Annotated in this window: 17 protein-coding genes; 11 read left to right on the plus strand and 6 right to left on the minus strand. The window is 67.9% G+C overall.

Annotated features, from left to right (window positions below; genetic code table 11):
- Nucleotides 1–94 precede the first annotated feature (94 nt).
- On the plus strand, nucleotides 95–2,071 hold the full coding sequence (locus AU187_RS13845) for an ABC transporter ATP-binding protein (protein WP_059098196.1): 1,977 nt from the start codon (nucleotides 95–97) through the stop codon (nucleotides 2,069–2,071).
- The gene (locus AU187_RS13850; RefSeq protein ID WP_059098195.1) at nucleotides 2,068–3,912 is read left to right on the plus strand and encodes an ABC transporter ATP-binding protein; all 1,845 of its coding nucleotides are present in this window, start codon (nucleotides 2,068–2,070) and stop codon (nucleotides 3,910–3,912) included. The genes AU187_RS13845 and AU187_RS13850 overlap by 4 nt, the downstream gene beginning before the upstream one ends.
- A gap of 122 nt (nucleotides 3,913–4,034) precedes the next feature.
- On the opposite strand, the gene AU187_RS13855 is transcribed toward AU187_RS13850, so the two are convergent.
- From AU187_RS13855 to AU187_RS13865, 3 genes are all read right to left on the minus strand, one after another.
- Complete coding sequence (locus AU187_RS13855; protein WP_172800258.1) at nucleotides 4,035–4,373, minus strand: hemophore-related protein; 339 nt, start codon at nucleotides 4,371–4,373, stop codon at nucleotides 4,035–4,037.
- A gap of 307 nt (nucleotides 4,374–4,680) precedes the next feature.
- On the minus strand, nucleotides 4,681–6,057 hold the full coding sequence (locus AU187_RS13860) for an NAD(P)-binding protein (protein ID WP_059098194.1): 1,377 nt from the start codon (nucleotides 6,055–6,057) through the stop codon (nucleotides 4,681–4,683).
- Nucleotides 6,058–7,191: an epoxide hydrolase family protein gene (locus AU187_RS13865; protein WP_059098193.1), complete on the minus strand. Its 1,134-nt coding sequence runs from the start codon at nucleotides 7,189–7,191 to the stop codon at nucleotides 6,058–6,060. It lies immediately after the preceding gene.
- 79 nt (nucleotides 7,192–7,270) lie between these two features.
- Here AU187_RS13865 and AU187_RS13870 point away from each other — a divergent pair, with 79 nt between their 5' ends.
- Nucleotides 7,271–7,717: a hypothetical protein gene (locus AU187_RS13870; RefSeq protein WP_059098192.1), complete on the plus strand. Its 447-nt coding sequence runs from the start codon at nucleotides 7,271–7,273 to the stop codon at nucleotides 7,715–7,717.
- A 52-nt stretch (nucleotides 7,718–7,769) separates the two neighbouring features.
- Nucleotides 7,770–8,015, plus strand: coding sequence for a hypothetical protein (locus AU187_RS13875; protein WP_059098191.1), 246 nt, complete (start codon nucleotides 7,770–7,772; stop codon nucleotides 8,013–8,015).
- Nucleotides 8,016–8,019: 4 nt separating this feature from the next.
- Here the strand turns inward: AU187_RS13875 and AU187_RS13880 are convergent, their stop codons facing one another.
- A complete protein-coding gene (locus AU187_RS13880) occupies nucleotides 8,020–8,724 on the minus strand; it encodes a hypothetical protein (RefSeq protein WP_059098190.1) in 705 nt (234 codons plus the stop codon).
- 52 nt (nucleotides 8,725–8,776) lie between these two features.
- Nucleotides 8,777–10,246: an acetyl-coenzyme A carboxylase carboxyl transferase subunits beta/alpha gene (locus AU187_RS13885; RefSeq protein WP_059098189.1), complete on the minus strand. Its 1,470-nt coding sequence runs from the start codon at nucleotides 10,244–10,246 to the stop codon at nucleotides 8,777–8,779.
- A 26-nt stretch (nucleotides 10,247–10,272) separates the two neighbouring features.
- Here AU187_RS13885 and AU187_RS13890 point away from each other — a divergent pair, with 26 nt between their 5' ends.
- Genes AU187_RS13890 through AU187_RS13920 form a run of 7 tightly spaced genes read left to right on the plus strand, consistent with a single transcriptional unit; the run spans nucleotide 10,273 to nucleotide 17,186 of the window.
- Nucleotides 10,273–11,007: an enoyl-CoA hydratase gene (locus tag AU187_RS13890; protein WP_059098188.1), complete on the plus strand. Its 735-nt coding sequence runs from the start codon at nucleotides 10,273–10,275 to the stop codon at nucleotides 11,005–11,007.
- Nucleotides 11,007–12,125 (plus strand): MBL fold metallo-hydrolase, encoded by a 1,119-nt coding sequence (locus tag AU187_RS13895; RefSeq protein WP_059098187.1) that lies wholly within the window; start codon nucleotides 11,007–11,009, stop codon nucleotides 12,123–12,125. The genes AU187_RS13890 and AU187_RS13895 overlap by 1 nt, the downstream gene beginning before the upstream one ends.
- 18 nt (nucleotides 12,126–12,143) lie before the next feature.
- Nucleotides 12,144–13,727 carry a serine hydrolase gene (locus AU187_RS13900; RefSeq protein ID WP_059098186.1) on the plus strand — a complete coding sequence of 528 codons (1,584 nt, stop codon included), beginning with the start codon at nucleotides 12,144–12,146 and terminating at the stop codon, nucleotides 13,725–13,727.
- A gap of 14 nt (nucleotides 13,728–13,741) precedes the next feature.
- Nucleotides 13,742–16,114, plus strand: a complete 2,373-nt coding sequence (locus tag AU187_RS13905; protein ID WP_172800273.1) for a cation-translocating P-type ATPase — start codon at nucleotides 13,742–13,744, stop codon at nucleotides 16,112–16,114.
- Nucleotides 16,115–16,124: 10 nt separating this feature from the next.
- Nucleotides 16,125–16,379 carry an antitoxin gene (locus AU187_RS13910; protein ID WP_059098445.1) on the plus strand — a complete coding sequence of 85 codons (255 nt, stop codon included), beginning with the start codon at nucleotides 16,125–16,127 and terminating at the stop codon, nucleotides 16,377–16,379.
- A 3-nt stretch (nucleotides 16,380–16,382) separates the two neighbouring features.
- Nucleotides 16,383–16,823 carry a type II toxin-antitoxin system Rv0910 family toxin gene (locus AU187_RS13915; protein WP_059098184.1) on the plus strand — a complete coding sequence of 147 codons (441 nt, stop codon included), beginning with the start codon at nucleotides 16,383–16,385 and terminating at the stop codon, nucleotides 16,821–16,823.
- Between the two features lie 27 nt (nucleotides 16,824–16,850).
- Nucleotides 16,851–17,186: a glyoxalase superfamily protein gene (locus AU187_RS13920; protein ID WP_353612199.1), complete on the plus strand. Its 336-nt coding sequence runs from the start codon at nucleotides 16,851–16,853 to the stop codon at nucleotides 17,184–17,186.
- On the opposite strand, the gene AU187_RS13925 is transcribed toward AU187_RS13920, so the two are convergent.
- The gene (locus AU187_RS13925) at nucleotides 17,084–18,637 is read right to left on the minus strand and encodes an HNH endonuclease signature motif containing protein (protein ID WP_286131914.1); all 1,554 of its coding nucleotides are present in this window, start codon (nucleotides 18,635–18,637) and stop codon (nucleotides 17,084–17,086) included. The genes AU187_RS13920 and AU187_RS13925 overlap by 103 nt on opposite strands.
- Nucleotides 18,638–18,709 lie beyond the last annotated feature (72 nt).

Raw genomic sequence — 18,709 nt, forward strand, 5'->3', positions numbered from 1 at the left:
CGTCGAGACCGACGTTTTGGTCGATTCGCGACGACGATTTCCGCCAATTCGTCGGTTTCGGCGAGGCGGTTATCAAGTTGCCCCGCATGGGAACATGGACTCAGTGGTTGACCCCGTAGTTCATGCCCTGCGCTCAGCGCCGGCCATCGCCCCGCCACCGCAACGCCGACGCGCGAGCTCGGACCTGTGGCGGATGCTGCCGTACCTGATGCCGTACCGCGCGCGCTGGATCGCGATGGTCACCGTCGCGATCGCCAGCCTGGCCGCCACCGTGGCGATCCCGCTGATGACCAAGGCCGTCATCGACGGTCCGGTCCGGCATCAGAACCCACAGGGCCTCTGGCTGCTGGGCGCCGCCGCCATGGGTGTCGGCATCTGCGAGGCGGTGCTGTGGTTCATCCGCCGTTGGCTGGCGGCGCGCGCCACCATGGGGGTCGAGGCCGACATCCGCAAGGACCTCTACGCCCGGCTGCAGATCTTGCCGATGAGTTTCCACGGCCGCTGGCAGTCCGGTCAGCTGCTGTCGCGAATCATGAACGACCTCAGCACGATTCGCCGCTTCATGTCCTTCGGCCTGCTCTTTCTCCTGCTCAACGGCCTGCAGATCACCGTGGTGACCGTGATCCTGCTGGCGATGTACTGGCCGCTGGGCGTGGTCGTGGTGGTGTCGATCGTGCCGATCACGTTGACGATCCTGCACTTTCAGCAGGAGTACACCCGGCTGTCGCGATTGGCTCAGGACCAGGCCGGCCACGTCGCCACCCACGTCGAGGAGTCCGCGCTGGGTCTGCGGGTGGTCAAGTCCTTCGGCCGCGAGGACTACGTCTACGACCGGTTCGACGAACAGCTCACGAATCTGTATGACACGCAGCTGGATCGGGTGTCGGTGTCGGCGAAGTTCTGGACGCTGCTCGAGGTCATCCCGAACCTGACGTTGATCGTCGTGCTCGGCTTCGGCGCCTACGCCGCCGGCCACGGCCACGTCACCATGGGCACGCTGGTCGCGTTCATCACGATGATGCTGTCGCTGGTGTGGCCGATCGCGTCGCTGGGCTTCTTGTTGTCGATGACGCAGGAGTCGTTCACCGCCGCCAACCGGATCGCCGAGATCTTCGACGCGCCACGTGAAATCGTCGACGGCACCGTCGACCAGCCGCCACGCGGCGGGCGCCTCGAGCTCATCGATGTGGGCTTCCGATTTCCCGACGCCGCCCCCGACGAAGTGGCGCCGTCCGGCGAGCCGGACAATTGGGCATTGCGCCACGTCACCGTCACGGTCGAGCCGGGGGAGACGCTGGCGCTGGTCGGGTCGACGGGCGCGGGCAAGTCGGTGCTGGCCGCGCTGCTGTCGCGGCTCTACGACGTCACCGAGGGAGCGATCTGCATCGACGGCCGCGACATCCGCGAGCTGAGCCTGCCCGCGCTGCGTCAGACGGTGGCCACCGCGTTCGAGGACCCGACACTGTTCTCCATGTCGGTGGCCGAGAACCTGGCGCTGGGCCGCCCCCGGGAAAACCCGGCCACCGACGCCGAGTTGCGTCAGGCCGTCGAGGTCGCCGCCGCGCAATTCGTCTACGACCTGCCGTTCGGCTTGGACACCCGCATCGGTGAGCAGGGCATGAGCCTGTCCGGCGGCCAGCGCCAACGGCTGTCGCTCGCGCGCGCGATCCTGGCGGCGCCGAAAATCCTCGTGCTCGACGACACGCTGTCGGCGCTCGACGTGCACACCGAGGCGGTCGTCGAGGAGGCGCTGCGGCGCGTGCTGCACTCCGTCACCGGCATCGTTGTCGCCCATCGGGCGTCGACGGTTCTGCTCGCCGACAAGGTCGCGTTGCTGGAGAACGGGACCATCACCCACGTCGGCACCCATGCCGAGCTGCTGGCGGGGGTGCCGCAGTACCGCTACCTGCTGGCCGCGGACGACGAGCTCGACGACGGCTGTGAACGCATCCCCACATGGGAGGACGAGGAGGACCGCACACGCCTCGATCACCTGGTCGAGGAGGAGCCACCGCGTCGTCCCCTGCTTGCGCGTGGGCCCAACGTCACCTCGGAGTCGGAGCGCCGATGACTGCCACCGACACCCCGGATACCGCGACCACCGAGTGGCGCGGCAAGTTCGATGAGGAGCAGGACGACCTGCCGATCGACGAGAGCATCGACCGACGCCGCGAAGCGCGAGCGCTGCTGGGCTCGCTGCTGCGCCCGTACCGCTTCACGGTCGCGCTGCTCGCGCTCGTCGTGGTGGTGGAGAACGCTGCGCGCCTGTCGGTTCCGATTCTCGTCCAGCGCGGTATCGACCACGGGATTCCCCCGATCATCGAGGGCGGTGCGGCTCACACGCTGCTGATGATCATCGGTGTTCTCGCCGTCGTGGTGGTGGTTCAGGCCACCAGCCGGATGTTCTTCCTGCGGCGCTCGGGCCGTATCGGGCAGAAGGTGCTTCGGGAGTTGCGCCGCCGGGTGTTTCGGCATTTCCAGCGGCTCGACATCGCGTTTCACGAGCGATACACCTCGGGTCGGGTGGTCAGCCGGTCCACCAACGACGTCGAGGCCATCCAGGACATGCTGGAAACCGGCTTCGACAGCCTGGTCACCGCGGTGCTCACACTCTTCGGCACTGCGATCCTGCTGGTCACACTCGACTGGCGGCTCGGGTTGATGTGCCTGGGCGCGTTCCCGGTGCTGATCGTGCTGGTGTGGTGGTTCCGCAACGAGTCGGCCAGGACGTATCGCCGGGTTCGGGAGAGCGCCGCTTTGGTGATCGTGCAGTTCGTCGAAACCATGACCGGCATCAAGGCCGTGCAGGCCTACCGGCGCGAACCGCGTAATCAGCAGATCTTCGAAGACATCGCCGACCGCTACAAGGCCGACAACGAGCGCACCTTCCGCCTGCTCGCGATCTTCATGCCGGGGGTCAAGCTCGTCGGCAACCTCACCACCGGCGTGGTGCTGCTCTACGGCGGCTATCGCGTGCTCAACGGCGACATGACGATCGGCACGCTGACCGCGTTCCTGCTGTACCTGCGGATGTTCTTCGAGCCCATGCAGGAGATCTCGCAGTTCTTCAACATGTTCCAGTCGGCGTCGTCGGCGCTGGAGAAACTGGCCGGCGTGCTCGCCGAGCGGCCGGGCATCAAGGACCCCGCCCGTGCCGTCGCGCTGACCGACGTGCGCGGCGAGATCGCGTTCCGCGACGTGCGGTTCGCGTACGTTCCGGACCGTCCGGTGCTGCCGGGGTTGACGCTCGAGGTGCCCGCGGGACAGACCGTCGCGCTGGTCGGCACCACCGGTGCGGGTAAGACGACGATCGCCAAGCTGATCGCCCGCTTCTACGATCCGACGTCGGGTTCGGTCACCTTGGACGGCGTCGACCTGCGCGAGCTGTCGCAGATCGAACTGCGTCGCCACGTCGTGATGGTCACCCAGGAGAACTTCATGTTCGACGGGACCATCGCCGACAACATCCGGTTCGGCCGGCCCGACGCCACCGATGCGCAGGTCGCTGCGGCCGCCGAAGCCGTCGGAGCCGATCGGTTCATCGCCGCGCTACCCGACGGATACGCCACCGACGTCGCCAAACGGGGTGGCCGGCTGTCGGCGGGGCAGCGCCAACTCGTCGCGTTCGCGCGGGCGTTTCTCGCCGACCCCGCGGTGCTGATCCTCGACGAGGCGACGTCGTCGCTGGACATTCCCAGCGAACGCATGGTTCAGCGGGCGCTGGAGACGGTGCTCGCCGACCGCACGGCGCTCGTCATCGCGCACCGACTCTCGACGGTGCAGATCGCCGACCGGGTGCTGGTGCTCGAGCACGGCCGGGTCGTCGAGGACGGTACGCCCGCCGATCTCATCGCCCGCAGCGACGGCCGCTACGCCGCGCTGCACCGGGCGTGGGTGCAGTCGCTGGCGTAAGCCCGACGCCGTAGCTGCGCAGGCCACGCAGCACGGCGCTCAGCGGCGACGCCGCTGAGCGCTCGGTGCTGCCATTCCCGGCCGCCAGCTGGTTACCCGCTACGGACGACCGCTACGTGGGCTCAGAAATTCTGGCAGGTATCGAAAATCTGCTGATACAAGCCGAGGTAGGGCTGATTTGCCGGCATGCTCGCGATCTGCTGGGCCATCATCTGGCGCTGAGCGGGCGGTGCCGCGAGGAACTGACGGACGCCGGCCTGCAACATCGGGTCGCTGCTGAGTTTCGACGCCATCGATGGATCCGCCGCGTTTGCCGCTGCCTCCAGCTGCTGGTAGCTACAGGTTGTGTTCACGGCTGAATCCAGATTGGGCTGCGCCGACGCGACCCCGGCCCCGGCGGTCAACGCCAACGCCAAACCCCCGAACCCGACAGCCATCTTGCTCAACGACAGTTTGATCATGTGTGGACTCTCTCCCTCGCACAGATTGCTACTGAAACGCAGATACATCGAGCTTAATCGCCCGGCTCAAGCCGGGCGTTACATTGCGGGGTACCCAACCCGATGTCATTGACAACATTGCGCTCGTGACCTCGAGCGACGTCGGCGGGTGCCAGCTTTCACACAGTAGTCCCCTCACTGGAACGGTGGTGATCTTCGTGGGGGATGCCGCCCCGTGCAGTCGCTGGCCTAGGGGCGCACCACCATCGAAACTGCGCAGAGATCGAGATTTTGAGCGATTTCACGATCTGTGTGCAGTTTCGACGAATCAGGCCTGCGCCAGCAGCTCTTCCAGCTTCTCGTTGATCGCCGGCAGCTGCGAGGTGAGCATCGAGATGATCCGCTCCCGCGCCCGCACGCTGACATTGGCGGTCACATGGTGCAGGGCGTTGAGGCGGGCCGCGTCGACCCACGCCATCATGTCCGGGTCGGAGAACCACTTCAGTTGATTCTCGTTGAAAATCAGCATCATTCGAAGCCAGTCGGCCGGTATGTGCGGATACGGAACCGGCCGGCAGAACGAGTTGCGCGTGTCATCGTCCGGATACGCCGCCTCGACATGCGCGATCACCGATGCGCTGAAGGCCGGCTGGCAGGTGCGCACCGTCTGCAGGGCGATGCGGTCGCCGCTGAACACCGTCGTCACCGGTTCCTTACCCAAACCGTCTGCGCTGCAATCGATGTACAGCACAGAGGGCTCGACGTCGCGGACCCCGTCGTCGAGCGTGATGCGACCCGGCTCGACCGCTCGAACATGGCCCATCCGCACGACGTCCCCGATGCGGCGCAACTCGGTGAGCTCCGCCTGCGACAGGATCGCGCACCGGTACATCGTCGGCTCGACGGACCCGTCGATGCGCTGCAGGCAACCCTTGTCCTCCAGGCGGTCGAACAGATCAGGAAGCGAGTCGGCCTCCTGCACGGCGGCGAGCTGGTTGCCGAAATCGCGCAAAACCACCTGCGCGAACTCCCTGCCGGGTTGGATCGCCGCTCGATCCAGCACCCAGGACTCGCGGGGCTTGATCCACGTGACGCGCTCGGGCGCGACGCCGTGCCGCAGCAGCCACAGGCATGAGTCCATCGCCGTCTTGCCGGCGCCGACGATGACATAGCGGTCGCGCGCCTCGCGGATCCGCGGCAACTCGTTGGGCGGCACCACATCCACCCCTGGCGCAACGGCATACGAGGGGCGTCGCATCGACGGCACGATGATCTCCACATGGGTGGTCACCACCCGCCGCGCGACGACTTCGACGTCCTCACCGCCGAGAGTGCGCACCCGCCCGTCGCCCAGATACTCGCTCATCGGCAGGTACGTCACCCGCCCGGTCGGCAGCAGGTGCTGGCGCATCACCGCGTCGAAATACGCGCACACCTCAGCGCCGCTGGCCAACTCGTAATAGCCTGCGTTGAGCCCGAATTGGTCGATGGAGTCGCTGCCCAGCCCGCGGGAGTTCACGCCGTAGTAGGCCGATGGCTGGTGCAGCCGCACGAACGGGTACGCCGTCGTCCAGTGTCCGCCGGGCTGGTCGTTGCGATCCACCATCACGACCGTGGCATCGGACTCGCCGACCAGCGTGTCGGTGAACGCGAGCCCCATCGCGCCGGCGCCGATCACCAGATAGTCGGCTTCCAGTGTGCGCATCTACCGCACGCTAGCGAAGAACGCGGCGACGTCGTCGACGAAGAGCTCCGGTTGCTCGAAGGCCGCAAAGTGTCCGCCGCGCGGCATCGTCGTCCAGTGCGTGATGTTGTAGTTCTGCTCGCACCAGCTGCGCGGCGGGCGGCCGATCTCCTTCGGGAACGAGGCGACGCCGGTGGGCAGCGCGACGTAGCGGCCGCCGCCGAAGTTGGCGAAGCTCTCCCAGTACAGCCGCGCCGAGGAGGCGCCCGACGCGGTCAGCCAGTAGAACATGACGTTGTCGAGCATCTCGTCGCGGCTCAGCACGTTCTCGGGATGGCCGTCGCAGTCCGCCCAGGCCCAGAACTTCTCAACGATCCACGCCAACTGCCCGACCGGGGAGTCCACCAAGCCGTACCCCAGCGTCTGCGGCCGGGTCGCCTGCTGCCTCATGTAGCCCGATTCCCACTTGCCGTAGTGGGCGCCCGCGGCCAGCGCGGCCTTCTCCTCGTCGGTGGGGTCGGTCAGATCCTTCGGCGGCCGGGCGATCGGCATGTTCGTGTGAATGGCCACGCATCTGCTGATGTCGCCGCCGGCGCGGCTCCGGTCGCCCGCGTTGCGGCCGATCTGCGTGGTGACCGCCGACCCCCAGTCGCCGCCCTGGGCGCCGTAGCGCTCGTATCCCAGTCGGCCCATCAGCGTCTCCCACGCCGTCGCGATCCGCTCGACGCCCCACCCGGTACGGGTTGGTTTACCGGAGAACCCGTAACCGGGCAGCGACGGGCACACCACGTCGAACCCGCGTTCGGTCAGCGGCTCGATGATCTTGTGGAATTCGACCACCGACCCCGGCCAGCCGTGGGTGATCAGTAGCGGGAACGCGTCGGCGTGCGGTGAGCGCTGGTGGATGAAATGAATCTCGAGGCCGTCGATCTCGGTGGTGTACTGGTCGAACCGGTTCAACGCCCGCTCGCGGGCGCGCCAGTCGTACCCGTCGGCCCAGTACGTCGCGAGTTCGCGGGTGTAGTCCAGCGGGATGCCCTGGCTCCAGTCGTCGACGCATTCGGCGTCCGGCCATCGGATGCGTCGCAGCCGCGTTTGCAGGTCCTCGAGGTCTTCGTCCGGCACGGCGATGCGGAACGGAGCGATCACAGCCATGTGCCGATCGTGTCATCGCCATCCTTCGCGCCGTCGAGAAGGTGCCGCACTTCTGGACGCCCCGTAATAATCGGCGGTGATGTGGACCCCGACGCTCGTCCTGATCGCCGCCGCCACGCTGATGGCCGCCGTGCTGCTCGGAGGAGGACTCTACGAAACCGTCGTCATCGACCCGGTCTGGCCCAAGCGGCCGGGGATCATCCAGTCCCGCAACGGCGGGATCTCGCGGCGCCGGTTCTGGATTCCCGCGCACACGGTGTTCGAGGTGCTGCTCATCGTCGCGCTCGTCGCGGCGTGGAGCGCGTCCGATGTGCGAGCCGCGCTGCTGGTTGCGCTGGTCAGCCACGCGGTGATGCGGGTGTGGTCGCTGCTCGACTTCGTGCCCAAGGCGATGGCCTTCGAACGGACCGATCCGGCGGAAGTCGACGAGACGGCGGCGGTGCGTTGGACGCGGCGCAGCCTCGTGCGGTTGCCGCTCGACCTCGTCACGTGCGTGGCGATGCTCGCCGCGCTGGCGGTCGCATAGATCGGTCGGTCAGCGGGCATAGCTAGGAAATGAGTGAGCGACGGAACCAGACATGATCTCGGCCGAGGATGTGCGCGCATTGCTGCGGTCCGAAGAGAAGGACGCCGTCCTCGTCGTCATCGAGGGCCGCGTGGAGGTGATCGGGGCCGGCCGGCTCGCGTCGGCCGATTACCGTGGCGCGCTCGAGGTCGTGTCCCGCGATGATCTGGTGAAGCGCATCGGCGAGACGCCGTCCGATCACGAAATCGACGAGCAGGCAGCCCAACTCGACACGGCGGTCTCCGAGCTGGGCGGCTGAGGCCTCACGCCTCGATTTCGCCGGCGATCTTGCGTTCGATGCTCGCCCGGGTCGTCGCGGGCAGCACGATCAGACCGTCGAGCTCCTTTTGCGCGCGGGCATAGGCGGCCTTGCGCTCCTCGGAGGTCGCCCCGCCGTCCGAGGCCAGCCGGAGCAGGTTCTGAGCCCGTTCGATGCGCATCCGGTCCTCGGCCGAAAAGTCGCTGCGACGCCGGCGAATCGCGTCGGCCTCGGCGACGTCGAACGCCGCGACGTACTCGTGCACGGCGTCGCGGTACTCGAGTTGCGCACCGCGGTCGTCGAGGATGTCGTCGACGGATTCCGGCCGCAGCAGGTCCGCGTGGCTCCTGGCCTTGTGGAATGCGATGGTCAGCGGAGCGCGCATGTCGGTCATGAGGGGAAAGTCCAACAGCTTGGCGACGTCGATCTCGTACTCGAGCCAGCGGGCGTCGGTCTGCGCGTGGCGCTGCAGCACCTTGGTCATCTCACGCCGGTTCGCCGCCTCATTGGTGCGGGCCCGGCCCGACGCCTCGGCGAGCGCCACTTTGGTCTGTTGCTTGATCCGGTAGCGCTCGAGCCGGCGTTGTGCACGACGCTCGTTGGCCGCAGCCACCGCCCGCACGCCGCCGCCGATCACGCCGCCCAGCGGGAATATCAGCCACCAGAAATTTCCGGCGAAATGAAGCAGGGCTTCCACGGTTTCCAGCATGCCATTCGTAGGTGGCGTGGCGACCGGACGAGTTCGCCGCTGCACCGCGGCTTCACAGGCCGATCCGCCGGTACCGCCGAAGCCTGAGCTGCAGCCGTTCGTCACTGGGAACCGAACGCAGCGAATGCAGTTCGTTTGCGATCACCGCCGACAACCGCTGCGTGAACTGCAGCGGTTCATCGGCGGCGTCGGGATGTTCGGGCACGACCACGTCGACGATGCCGTCGCGCAGCAGGTCGGCCGACCGAATACCTTGCGCGGCAGCAAGTTCCGCTGCGTGGTCGAGGTCCCGGAACACGATCGCGCTGGCACCCTCGGGCGGTAGCGGTGCCAGCCAGCCGTGCAGCGCGGCCAGCACCCGGTCGGCCGGCACCATCGCCAGCGCCGGCCCGCCGCTGCCCTGACCCAACAGCACCGACACCGTCGGGGTGTCCAACGTGACCAGCTCGGCCAGGCAGCGCGCTATCTCGCCGGCGAGCCCACCCTGCTCGGCCTCGACGGTCAACGCCGGTCCGGCGGTGTCGATGACGAGCACCAGCGGCAGTTGCAGACCCTCGGCCAACGCCATGCCCCGCCGCGCCTCCAGTAGTGCCGCCGGCCCGACCATCCCGCCGACCACGCGCTGTTGGCCGAGCACCACCGCCGGCTGACCGCCGAACCGGGCCAGCGCGAGCAACGTCGTCGCCGCCTCACCCTGTCCCGTTCCCGACAGCAGCACCCGGTCGGTCGTGCCGTGCCGCAGCAGGTACCCGACGCCGGGCCGGTCCGGCCTGCGCGAAGCCTCCACCGAGTCCCACGCCGGCACGTCGGGCGGGGGCCCGAGTTCGGGGGCGGGCGGCGGCGAATCGGGCGGGTCTGCGAGCACTTTCAACGCTCGGTTCAGCGTGGTGCGCACCGCGTCGAGCGGGACCACGCCGTCGATGACGCCGTGTCGGTGCAGGTTCTCGGCGGTCTGGATGCCCTCGGGAAACGGCTCGCCGTAGAGGTGTTCGTACACCCGCGGCCCCAGGAAACCGACCAGCGCGCCCGGTTCGGCGCCGGTCACATGCCCCAGCGACCCCCAGGACGCAAACACCCCGCCGGTCGTGGGGTGTCGCAGGTACACGAGGTACGGCAGATGGGCCCGCTTGTGCAGTTCGACGGCCGCGGCGATCTTCACCATCTGCAAAAACGCGACCGTGCCCTCCTGCATCCGGGTGCCACCCGAACTCGGTGACGCCAGCAGCGGTAGCCGCTCCGCTGTCGCCCGTTGCACCGCCGCGGTGATCCGCTCGGCCGCCGCGACGCCGATCGAGCCGGCCAGGAAGTCGAACTCGCACAGCACCAGCGCCACCCGGCGACCGAACACCGTGCCTTCGCCGGTCACCACCGACTCATCCAGACCGGTTTTGGTCGCCGCGGCGGCCAACGCCTGCCGATAGTCCTCACGAGCCGCCACGTCCAGCGGTGGGCCGTCCCAGCTCCGGTAAGACCCCGGGTCCAGCACGGCGTCGCGCACCTCGAGGGCACCGATCCGGCTCACCGCACGAGCCTATATAGGCTGGCCGCATGATTGGTGTCACCCGCGACGGCCACGTGATGACCCTGGAGATGCAACGCTCCGAGCGACGCAACGCCCTGAACGTCGAGTTGGTCGACGGCCTACGGGAGGCGGTCGAGAAGGCCGCGGCCGAAGATGTGCGCGCGATCGTGCTCACGGGTGCGGGCCACGTCTTCAGCGCCGGCGCCGACCTCTCCGACCCGTCGGGCGTCGCCGAGCAGCTACCCGACAAGGCCAAGGACCTGAACATCGCGATCGACAAGGCGCCCGTGCCGGTGATCGGCGCGATCAACGGACCCGCGATCGGGGCCGGAGTCATCCTCTCGATGATCTGCGACCTGCGCGTCGTCGCACCCGATGCGTACTTCCAGTTTCCCGTCGCCAAATACGGCTTGGCGCTGGACAACTGGAGCATCCGGCGGCTGACCTCACTGGTGGGGGCGGGCCGGGCGCGGGGCATGTTGCTGGCCGCCGAGCGGCTCACCGCCGACGCCGCGCTGCAGACCGGGATGGCTAACCGCATCGGTACGCTCGCCGACGCCCAGGCCTGGGCCGCGGAGATCGCCGGGTTCGCGCCGCTGGCGCTGCAGCACGCCAAGCGGGTGCTCAACGACGACGGCGCCTACGAGGACCCGTGGCCCGAACATCAGGAACTGTTCGACAAAGCGTGGGCCAGCCAGGACGTCATCGAGGCGCAGGTCGCCCGCATCGAGAAGCGTCCACCGAGGTTCCAGGGCGCCTGATGATCCGCGGAGCGCTGCGCATCGGCTTCGGCACGGCCTCGCTGCTGGCCGGCGGTTGGGTGCTGCGGGCACTTCGTGGCGCGCCCGCCGCGCTGGGCGCCTCGCCCGCAGAGATCGAACCGGTCGCTCGGCGCTCCCCGAACTACCGCGACGGCGTGTTCGTCAACCTCGAACCGGCGTCGATGATGAGCATCGACCAAGAGCAACAGCGACTGCTGGTGCGCGAGTTGGTCGGCTCCCGCGGTGCCACCAAGCCGGCCGGGCCCATTCCCGTCGTCACCCCCTCGCCGACCGACCCGGCGGCTGAGCAGTTGTCGACGTGCTGGTTCGGTCATTCCTCGGCGCTCGTCGAACTCGACGGCTACCGCGTGCTGGCCGACCCGGTGTGGAGTCGCCGGTGCTCACCCTCGCAGACCGTCGGACCCGAACGCATGCACGAGGTGCCCGTGCCGCTGGAGGCGCTGGCCGCCGTCGACGCCATCGTCATCAGCCACGACCACTACGACCACCTGGACATGGAGACGATCATCGGGCTGGCGCGAACCCAGCGCGCACCGTTCGTGGTGCCGCTCGGCATCGGCGCGCACCTGCGCAAGTGGGGGATACCCGAGAGCCGGATCGTCGAACTCGACTGGAACGAAAGCCACACCATCGCCGACCTCACCTTGGTCTGCACCCCCGCGCGGCACTTCTCCGGGCGCCTGTTCTCCCGTAACACCACGCTGTGGGCGTCGTGGGTGATCATCGGGCCCCGGCACCGGGCGTTCTTCGGCGGCGATACCGGCTACACCAAGAGTTTCGGTCAGATCGGGATGGACCACGGACCGTTCGACCTGACGCTGCTGCCGGTCGGCGCCTACCACCCGGCGTGGCCGGACATCCATATGAACCCCGAGGACGCGGTGCGGGCTCACCTCGACGTCGCCGAGGCGGACCGGGGTCTGCTGGTGCCGATCCACTGGGCGACCTTCCGGCTCGCCCCGCACCCGTGGGCGGAACCGGTGGAGCGGCTGCTGCAGGCCGCGGACGCGGAGAACGTGCAGGTCGCGGTGCCGAAGCCGGGGCAGCGGGTGTATCGGGACGGGTCACCGCTCAACGACCCGTGGTGGCGGCTCTGACCGGTTACGGTTCACCACATGAACGCACTGGCCAGGGCGGCTGTCGTGGGGCTGTTGCTCGTCGCGGGTTGCGCGGCGGAGCCGGCTGAACCAGGGGCGCCCGCTCCGTCGACCGCGCAGTCCGACGTCCCGCCGCCGTTGGTGCCCGCGATGCCGCTGCCGCAGAACGCGGTGAACAACGCCGTCGCGCAGCTCGACGGCATGGCCGAGGACCTGATGAAGAAATCGGGCATCCCCGGCATGGCCGTGGCCGTCGTGCACCGCGGAAAAACCGTGTACGCGAAGGGGTTCGGGGTCAAGGATGTCAAAGGCGTAGGTGGCGAGCAGAACCGAGTCGATGCCGACACCGTCTTCCAGCTGGCCTCGGTGTCCAAGTCGCTGACGGCGACGGTGGTGGCGCGCCAGGTCGGCGTGAACGCGATCAGCTGGGACACCCCGATCGTCTCCGAGCTGCCGTGGTTCGCGTTGTCGGATCGGGCGGTCACGCCGATGGTCAGTGTCGGCGACATGATGTCGCATCGCTCCGGGCTGCCCGACCACGCCGGCGACACGCTCGAGGACCTCGGCTTCGACCGCAGGCAGGTGCTCGAGCGGCTACGTCAGCTCCCGTTGGACCCGTTCCGGATCTCCTACGCATACACCAACTTCGGGTTCACCGCGGGCGCCGAGGCGGTCGCGGTGAACGCCAACAAGCCGTGGGAGCTGCTGGCCGACGAGGTGCTGTTCGATCCGCTGGGCATGGGGGCGACAAGCTACCGGTTCACCGACTACGAGGCCAGCGCGAACCGCGCCGTCGGCCACATCCACGTCGACGACCGCTACGAACCGTCCTATGTGCGCGACGCCGACGCGGAAGCGCCTGCGGGCGGGGCGAGTTCGTCGGTCACCGACATGACCCGCTGGCTGGCGATGATGTTGGCCGACGGCAACCACGAAGGTAAGCAGATCGTCGACGCGAAAGCGCTGCTGGCTGCGCTCACCCCGCAGATCGTGTCCAGCCGGGCGACCGAACCCGCGATGCGATCGGGTTTCTACGGTTTCGGCTTCAACGTCGGAACCACCTCGGCGGCTCGCATCGAGATCAGCCACTCGGGCGCGTTCGAACTCGGCGCCGGAACCAATTTCCTCATCCTGCCGTCGGCCGACGTCGCGATCGTCGCGCTGACCAACGCCACGCCCTCGGGCGTGCCCGAGGCGCTGACCGCGCAGTTCGCCGACCTCGTGCAGTTCGGCGAGGTGCGCGAGGACTGGTACGGGCTGTACAGCGGGATCTTCGCCGAGATGGAGAAGCCGGTCGGTTCACTGGTCGGCAAGCAACCGCCCGCGAATCCCGCACCGGCGGCGCCGCTGCCGTCGTACATCGGCACGTACCTCAACGGCTACTGGGGACCGGCGAGGGTCGCCGAGAAGGACGGCAAGCTGCGGTTGGCGCTCGGCTCGAAACTCGATGTGCCGCTGACCCACTGGAGTGGCAACACGTTCACGTTCGAGTTCGTCAGCGAGAATGCGCCTCCCGGAACCGTTTCCACCGCGGTGTTCGACGGCAACAAACTCGTGCTGGAGTATTTCGACACGTTCAAGAAGGGGACGTTCGTCAGGTGACCACCACCCCCGAGATGCAGGCCGCCGGGCTGACCGATTCTGAAGTCGCCCAACGCGTCGCCGACGGCAGGACCAACGACGTGCCGACGCGGGCCGCGCGCAGCGTTTCCGACATCGTGCGGGCCAACGTGTTCACCCGCATCAACGCGATCCTCGGCGTCCTGTTGCTCATCGTGCTGTCGACCGGATCGGTGATCAACGGCGCGTTCGGGTTACTGATCATCGCCAACAGCGCGATCGGCATCATCCAGGAGGTGCGGGCCAAGCAGACCCTGGACAAGCTTGCGATCGTCGGGCAGGCAAAGCCGTTGGTGCGCAGGCAGTCCGGCACCAAGGCGGTGTCACCCGCTGAGGTGGTGCTCGACGACATCATCGAACTCGGTCCCGGCGATCAGATCGTCGTCGACGGCGAGATCGTCGAGGAGGCCAACCTCGAGGTCGACGAGTCACTGCTGACCGGGGAAGCCGACCCGATCGCGAAAGATCCCGGCGATACGGTGATGTCGGGCAGTTTCGTCGTCGCCGGAAGCGGTGCCTACCGCGCCACCAAGGTCGGCCGGGAAGCGTACGCGGCCAAGCTCGCCGAAGAGGCCAGCAAGTTCACCCTGGTGAACTCCGAACTGCGCAGCGGCATCAACAAGATCCTGCAGTTCATCACCTACCTGCTGATTCCGGCCGGGCTCCTGATCATCTACACCCAGTTGTTCACCACCGATGCGGATTGGCGCGAGTCGGTGCTGCGGATGGTGGGCGCGCTGGTGCCGATGGTCCCCGAGGGGCTGGTGCTGATGACGTCGCTCGCGTTCGCCGTGGGCGTGATCCGGCTGGGCCGCAGGCAGTGTCTGGTCAACGAACTGCCCGCGATAGAAGGCCTGGCCCGCGTCGACGTGGTCTGCGCCGACAAGACCGGCACGCTGACCGAGAACGGTATGCGGGTCGCGGATCTGCAACGGCTCGACGAGTCTTCGGTGGGCGACGTCCTGGCCCAACTCGCCGCCGACGACCCGCGGCCGAACGCGAGCATGCAGGCCATCGGCGAGGCGTACAGAATGCCGCCGGGCTGGACCGCGACCGCCGTCGCACCGTTCAAGTCGGCCACCAAGTGGAGCGGCGCCTCGTACGGCGAACACGGCAACTGGGTGATCGGCGCCCCCGACGTGCTGCTCGCGCCCGGGTCGCCGGTCGCCGAACAGGCCGAACAGATCGGCGCCGCAGGTCTGCGTATGCTGCTGCTGGGCGCCAGCGACCTTCCGGTCGACCACCCGGATGCACCCGGCCGGGTCACGCCGGCCGCGCTGGTGGTACTGGAGCAGCGCATCCGTCCCGATGCGCACGACACGCTGGATTACTTTGCCTCGCAGAAGGTCTCGATCAAAGTCATCTCCGGCGACAACGCCGTCTCGGTCGGGGCGGTGGCGGGGTCGCTCGGCTTGCACGGCGAGACGATGGACGCCCGTCAGCTGCCCGATGCACCCGACGCCCTGGCGGACACCGTGGAGGAGTACACCACGTTCGGTCGGGTCCGGCCCGACCAGAAGCGGGCCATGGTGCATGCCCTGCAATCACACGGACACACTGTCGCGATGACCGGCGACGGCGTCAACGACGTGCTCGCCCTGAAGGACGCCGACATCGGCGTCGCGATGGGCTCGGGCAGCTCGGCTTCGCGCGCGGTCGCGCAAATCGTGTTGCTGGACAACAAGTTCGCCACCCTGCCGTACGTGGTCGGGGAGGGCCGGCGGGTGATCGGCAATATCGAACGCGTCTCGAACCTGTTCCTCACCAAGACGGTGTACTCGGCGCTGCTGGCCGTCCTGGTGGGTATAGCCGGTCTGGCCTCCAGATTCTTCGGCACCGACCCGCTGCTGTTTCCGTTCCAGCCGATTCACGTCACGATCGCGGCGTGGTTCACGATCGGCATCCCGGCGTTCATCCTGTCGCTGGCGCCGAACAACGAGCGCGCGCATCCGGGGTTCGTGCGCCGGGTGATGACGGCGGCGCTGCCGTCGGGGCTGGTGGTCGGAGTCGCGACGTTCACCTCTTACTTGGTCGCGTACCAGGGGCGCGAGGCCACGCCGGTGGAGCAGACGCAGGCGTCGACCGCGGCGCTGATCACGCTGCTGGTCGCAGCGATCTGGGTGCTCGCCGTGGTGGCGCGGCCGTACCAGTGGTGGCGCGTGTCGCTGGTCGCGGTGTCGGGTCTGGCCTACGTGGTGATCTTCTCGATCCCGAAGGCGCAAGAGGTGTTCATGCTGGACATCTCGAACGTCAAGACGACATCGATCGCGCTGGGCATCGGCGTGGTGGCTGCCGCCGCTATCGAGGCGATCTGGTGGGCGCAGGGAGCGGTGCTGGGAGAGCGTCGGCGGCTGTGGCGTTCGGAGTAGGGTGAGGCTCATGGCATTCCTCGACAAGGTGAAGAATCTGCTGTCCAAGAACGCCGACAAGGTGGACACCGCGATCGAAAAAGCCGGTGACATGGTCGACAAGAAGACGCAGGGCAAATACGCCCAGCACGTCGACAAGGCGCAGGACGCGGCCCGCAACTACGTCAACAAGGACAATCCGCCTGCGCAGGGCGCACCGCAGCAGCACCAACAGCAGCCGCCGCAGCCGCCGCAGCAACCGCCGGCGGCTCCGCCCACCCCGTAGCCGATGGCCAAACTTTCCGTCTCCGTCGACGTCCCATTGCCGCCGGAGCAGGCATGGGCGTGCGCATCCGACCTCGCGCGCTATAAGGAGTGGCTCAGCATCCACCGGGTGTGGCGCAGCAAGCTGCCCGAGACCCTGGAGAAGGGCACCACGCTGGAGTCCATCGTCGAGGTCAAGGGCATGCCCAACCGGATCAAGTGGACGATCGTCCACTACCGGCCGCCCGAAGCCATGACGCTCAACGGTGATGGTGTGGGCGGGGTAAAGGTCAAGCTGCTGGGCAAGGTCAAGCCGTCCGGCGATGGTTCCACGGTCACATTCGACGTCCACCTCGGGGGGCCCGCGCTGTTCGGCCCGATCGGCATGGTGGTCGCGGCCGCGCTGAAGGGCGATATCCGCGAGTCGCTCGAGCGCTTCCGCAGCGTCTTCGCTCCGGCCGCCTGAGCTGTGCGGTTCGAACGCGCGATCCCGGTGTTGAGGGTCTTCGACCAGGCCAAGGCCGACGAGTTCTATCTGGGCTTCCTTGGTTTCACTACTGACTGGGAGCACCGATTCGAACCCGGGTTGCCGCGCTATGCCCAGATCAGTCGCTCCGATTTACTCATCCATTTGTCCGAGCACCACGGCGACGGCACCCCGGGCAGCGTGGTATTCCTGCCGATGCACGGAATAGCGCAGTTTCACGCCGAACTCAGCGCGCGCCACTATTCATTCGCCCGGCCGGGTCTCGAAGACGAGCCGTGGGGACGCACCATCGACGTCACTGATCCGTTCGGCAACCAGTTGCGGTTCTGCGAGCAGGGCTGATCAGAACGGTGGTACGTCTGAAAGTTTTGTGCGCGTTCTTGTTTGATTCGGGCGGCGCGCTCGGCGGCTCGGCTGCGTTTGCGCATGGGCATCCGTAGTCCTCGATCACCTTGCGGCGGTGGGGCTTTGCCCGGGGGTGGCAGGTCGGCGGTGGTGACGCCCCAGGTGGGAAACCACAGTCGGCTACCGGGATGGGTGGTGTAAGTGTGTCCGGTCGGCGAGGTCCATGTCGCAGCGCCGTCGGGTGAGAGTTGCAGTGCCCAGTCACCGGTCCAAAAGGTTTTCAGCAGGTGGTGTTTTCGGCACAGGCAGGCCAGGTTCGACGGGTGGGTGGGCCCGGCGGGGTAGGGGATGACATGGTCGATGTCGCAGAACTGCGCGGGCATGGTGCAGCCGGGGAATCGGCAGCTCAGATCCCGTGCCCGCACGAACCGCGCCAACGCCGCCGAGGGGCGGTAGTGGGTTTCGGGTTCGTCGCACGGGGTGGCGAGGGGCTGCAGTGTGGCGCCGGTGCGCAGCAGGTGGGCCAGCAGCGCGGTGGGCAGGACCTCGCGGCCGGACAAAATCGCCGTGCCGGTATCGGTGGTTTTGTCGGGCTCCGGGGTGGTGTCGGAGCCGCGGGTGGTTTCTGTGGTGGTGGCGGTCGCGGCGTCGATGGCGGCCTGGTCGGCCACCACGTGGATCACCACTGATGATGCGGGTGGGGGTTGGTCGGCGCTGGGGCACGTCGGCGATCCGCACCGGCAGTCGAGGTGGTCGTTGCCGTTGGCCAACGCTCCGGCGGCATCGGAGCGGCGTTCGGCGGGGGTGCGCGGGTCGTTGTCGCAGACGCCGGCGACCATCGCGGCGGTCTTGGCGCGCCACACTGCGGCGTCGGTGGCGGTCAGCCGCCCGCGCACGGTGGTGGTGCCGGCCTCGTCTTCGAAGTCGCCGATGATGAAGTCGCGCCCGCGCAGCCGGGATTGGGTGGCGATCACCGCGGCCGGGTCGAAGCGCTCCACCAGGGCGTCGACGGCGGCGGTGATCTTCTCGTCGGACCACGGACCCCATGTGGTGGCGCGGCCGACCAGCGCGGTGTCGATGCGCGCCCACACGTCGTCGTCGGTGATCAATCGGGTGCGCCAGGTGATGGCGCCGATCACCCGCGCGGTGAGGCGGCCCTGCTCGAAAAGGGCGGCCGCTTTGGGGAGCCGGTGGCGCAGGGTCTGGGCGATGCGCATCTGCCCGCTGGCTTTGCGGTGGCTGATGTTGACCGCCGCGGCGATCTGCGCGGCCACCGAATCCCACGGATCGCAGGCCCACCGTGCCCGCTCGTCCTCGTCGTAGTCACCGACCTGGCGGGACACCAGTTCGCCGATGGCCGCGCTGCGCAGCGCCGCCGCTGAGGCCTCGGCGCGGGCGGCCTCGGTGATGGTGGCGATCAACCCCGCCACATCAACTTTGTCGAACATGTGTTCGATTATGCCGCCCACAACCGACACGCCGCACCGTTTCGAAAATCAGGCGCGCATCGTGTGCCCAGC

Source organism: Mycobacterium sp. IS-1556 (assembly GCF_001499985.1).
In the GTDB taxonomy this organism is placed as follows: domain Bacteria; phylum Actinomycetota; class Actinomycetes; order Mycobacteriales; family Mycobacteriaceae; genus Mycobacterium.

What these genes read in the sequence shown, in the direction of transcription:
- AU187_RS13845 (WP_059098196.1), top strand. Translation starts at nt 95, where the DNA reads ATGGACTCAGTGGTTGACCCCGTAGTTCATGCCCTGCGCTCAGCGCCG.
- AU187_RS13850 (WP_059098195.1), top strand. Translation starts at nt 2,068, where the DNA reads ATGACTGCCACCGACACCCCGGATACCGCGACCACCGAGTGGCGCGGC.
- AU187_RS13855 (WP_172800258.1), bottom strand. Translation starts at nt 4,373, where the DNA reads ATGATCAAACTGTCGTTGAGCAAGATGGCTGTCGGGTTCGGGGGTTTG.
- AU187_RS13860 (WP_059098194.1), bottom strand. Translation starts at nt 6,057, where the DNA reads ATGCGCACACTGGAAGCCGACTATCTGGTGATCGGCGCCGGCGCGATG.
- AU187_RS13865 (WP_059098193.1), bottom strand. Translation starts at nt 7,191, where the DNA reads ATGGCTGTGATCGCTCCGTTCCGCATCGCCGTGCCGGACGAAGACCTC.
- AU187_RS13870 (WP_059098192.1), top strand. Translation starts at nt 7,271, where the DNA reads ATGTGGACCCCGACGCTCGTCCTGATCGCCGCCGCCACGCTGATGGCC.
- AU187_RS13875 (WP_059098191.1), top strand. Translation starts at nt 7,770, where the DNA reads ATGATCTCGGCCGAGGATGTGCGCGCATTGCTGCGGTCCGAAGAGAAG.
- AU187_RS13880 (WP_059098190.1), bottom strand. Translation starts at nt 8,724, where the DNA reads ATGCTGGAAACCGTGGAAGCCCTGCTTCATTTCGCCGGAAATTTCTGG.
- AU187_RS13890 (WP_059098188.1), top strand. Translation starts at nt 10,273, where the DNA reads ATGATTGGTGTCACCCGCGACGGCCACGTGATGACCCTGGAGATGCAA.
- AU187_RS13895 (WP_059098187.1), top strand. Translation starts at nt 11,007, where the DNA reads ATGATCCGCGGAGCGCTGCGCATCGGCTTCGGCACGGCCTCGCTGCTG.
- AU187_RS13900 (WP_059098186.1), top strand. Translation starts at nt 12,144, where the DNA reads ATGAACGCACTGGCCAGGGCGGCTGTCGTGGGGCTGTTGCTCGTCGCG.
- AU187_RS13905 (WP_172800273.1), top strand. Translation starts at nt 13,742, where the DNA reads ATGCAGGCCGCCGGGCTGACCGATTCTGAAGTCGCCCAACGCGTCGCC.
- AU187_RS13910 (WP_059098445.1), top strand. Translation starts at nt 16,125, where the DNA reads ATGGCATTCCTCGACAAGGTGAAGAATCTGCTGTCCAAGAACGCCGAC.
- AU187_RS13915 (WP_059098184.1), top strand. Translation starts at nt 16,383, where the DNA reads ATGGCCAAACTTTCCGTCTCCGTCGACGTCCCATTGCCGCCGGAGCAG.
- AU187_RS13925 (WP_286131914.1), bottom strand. Translation starts at nt 18,637, where the DNA reads ATGTTCGACAAAGTTGATGTGGCGGGGTTGATCGCCACCATCACCGAG.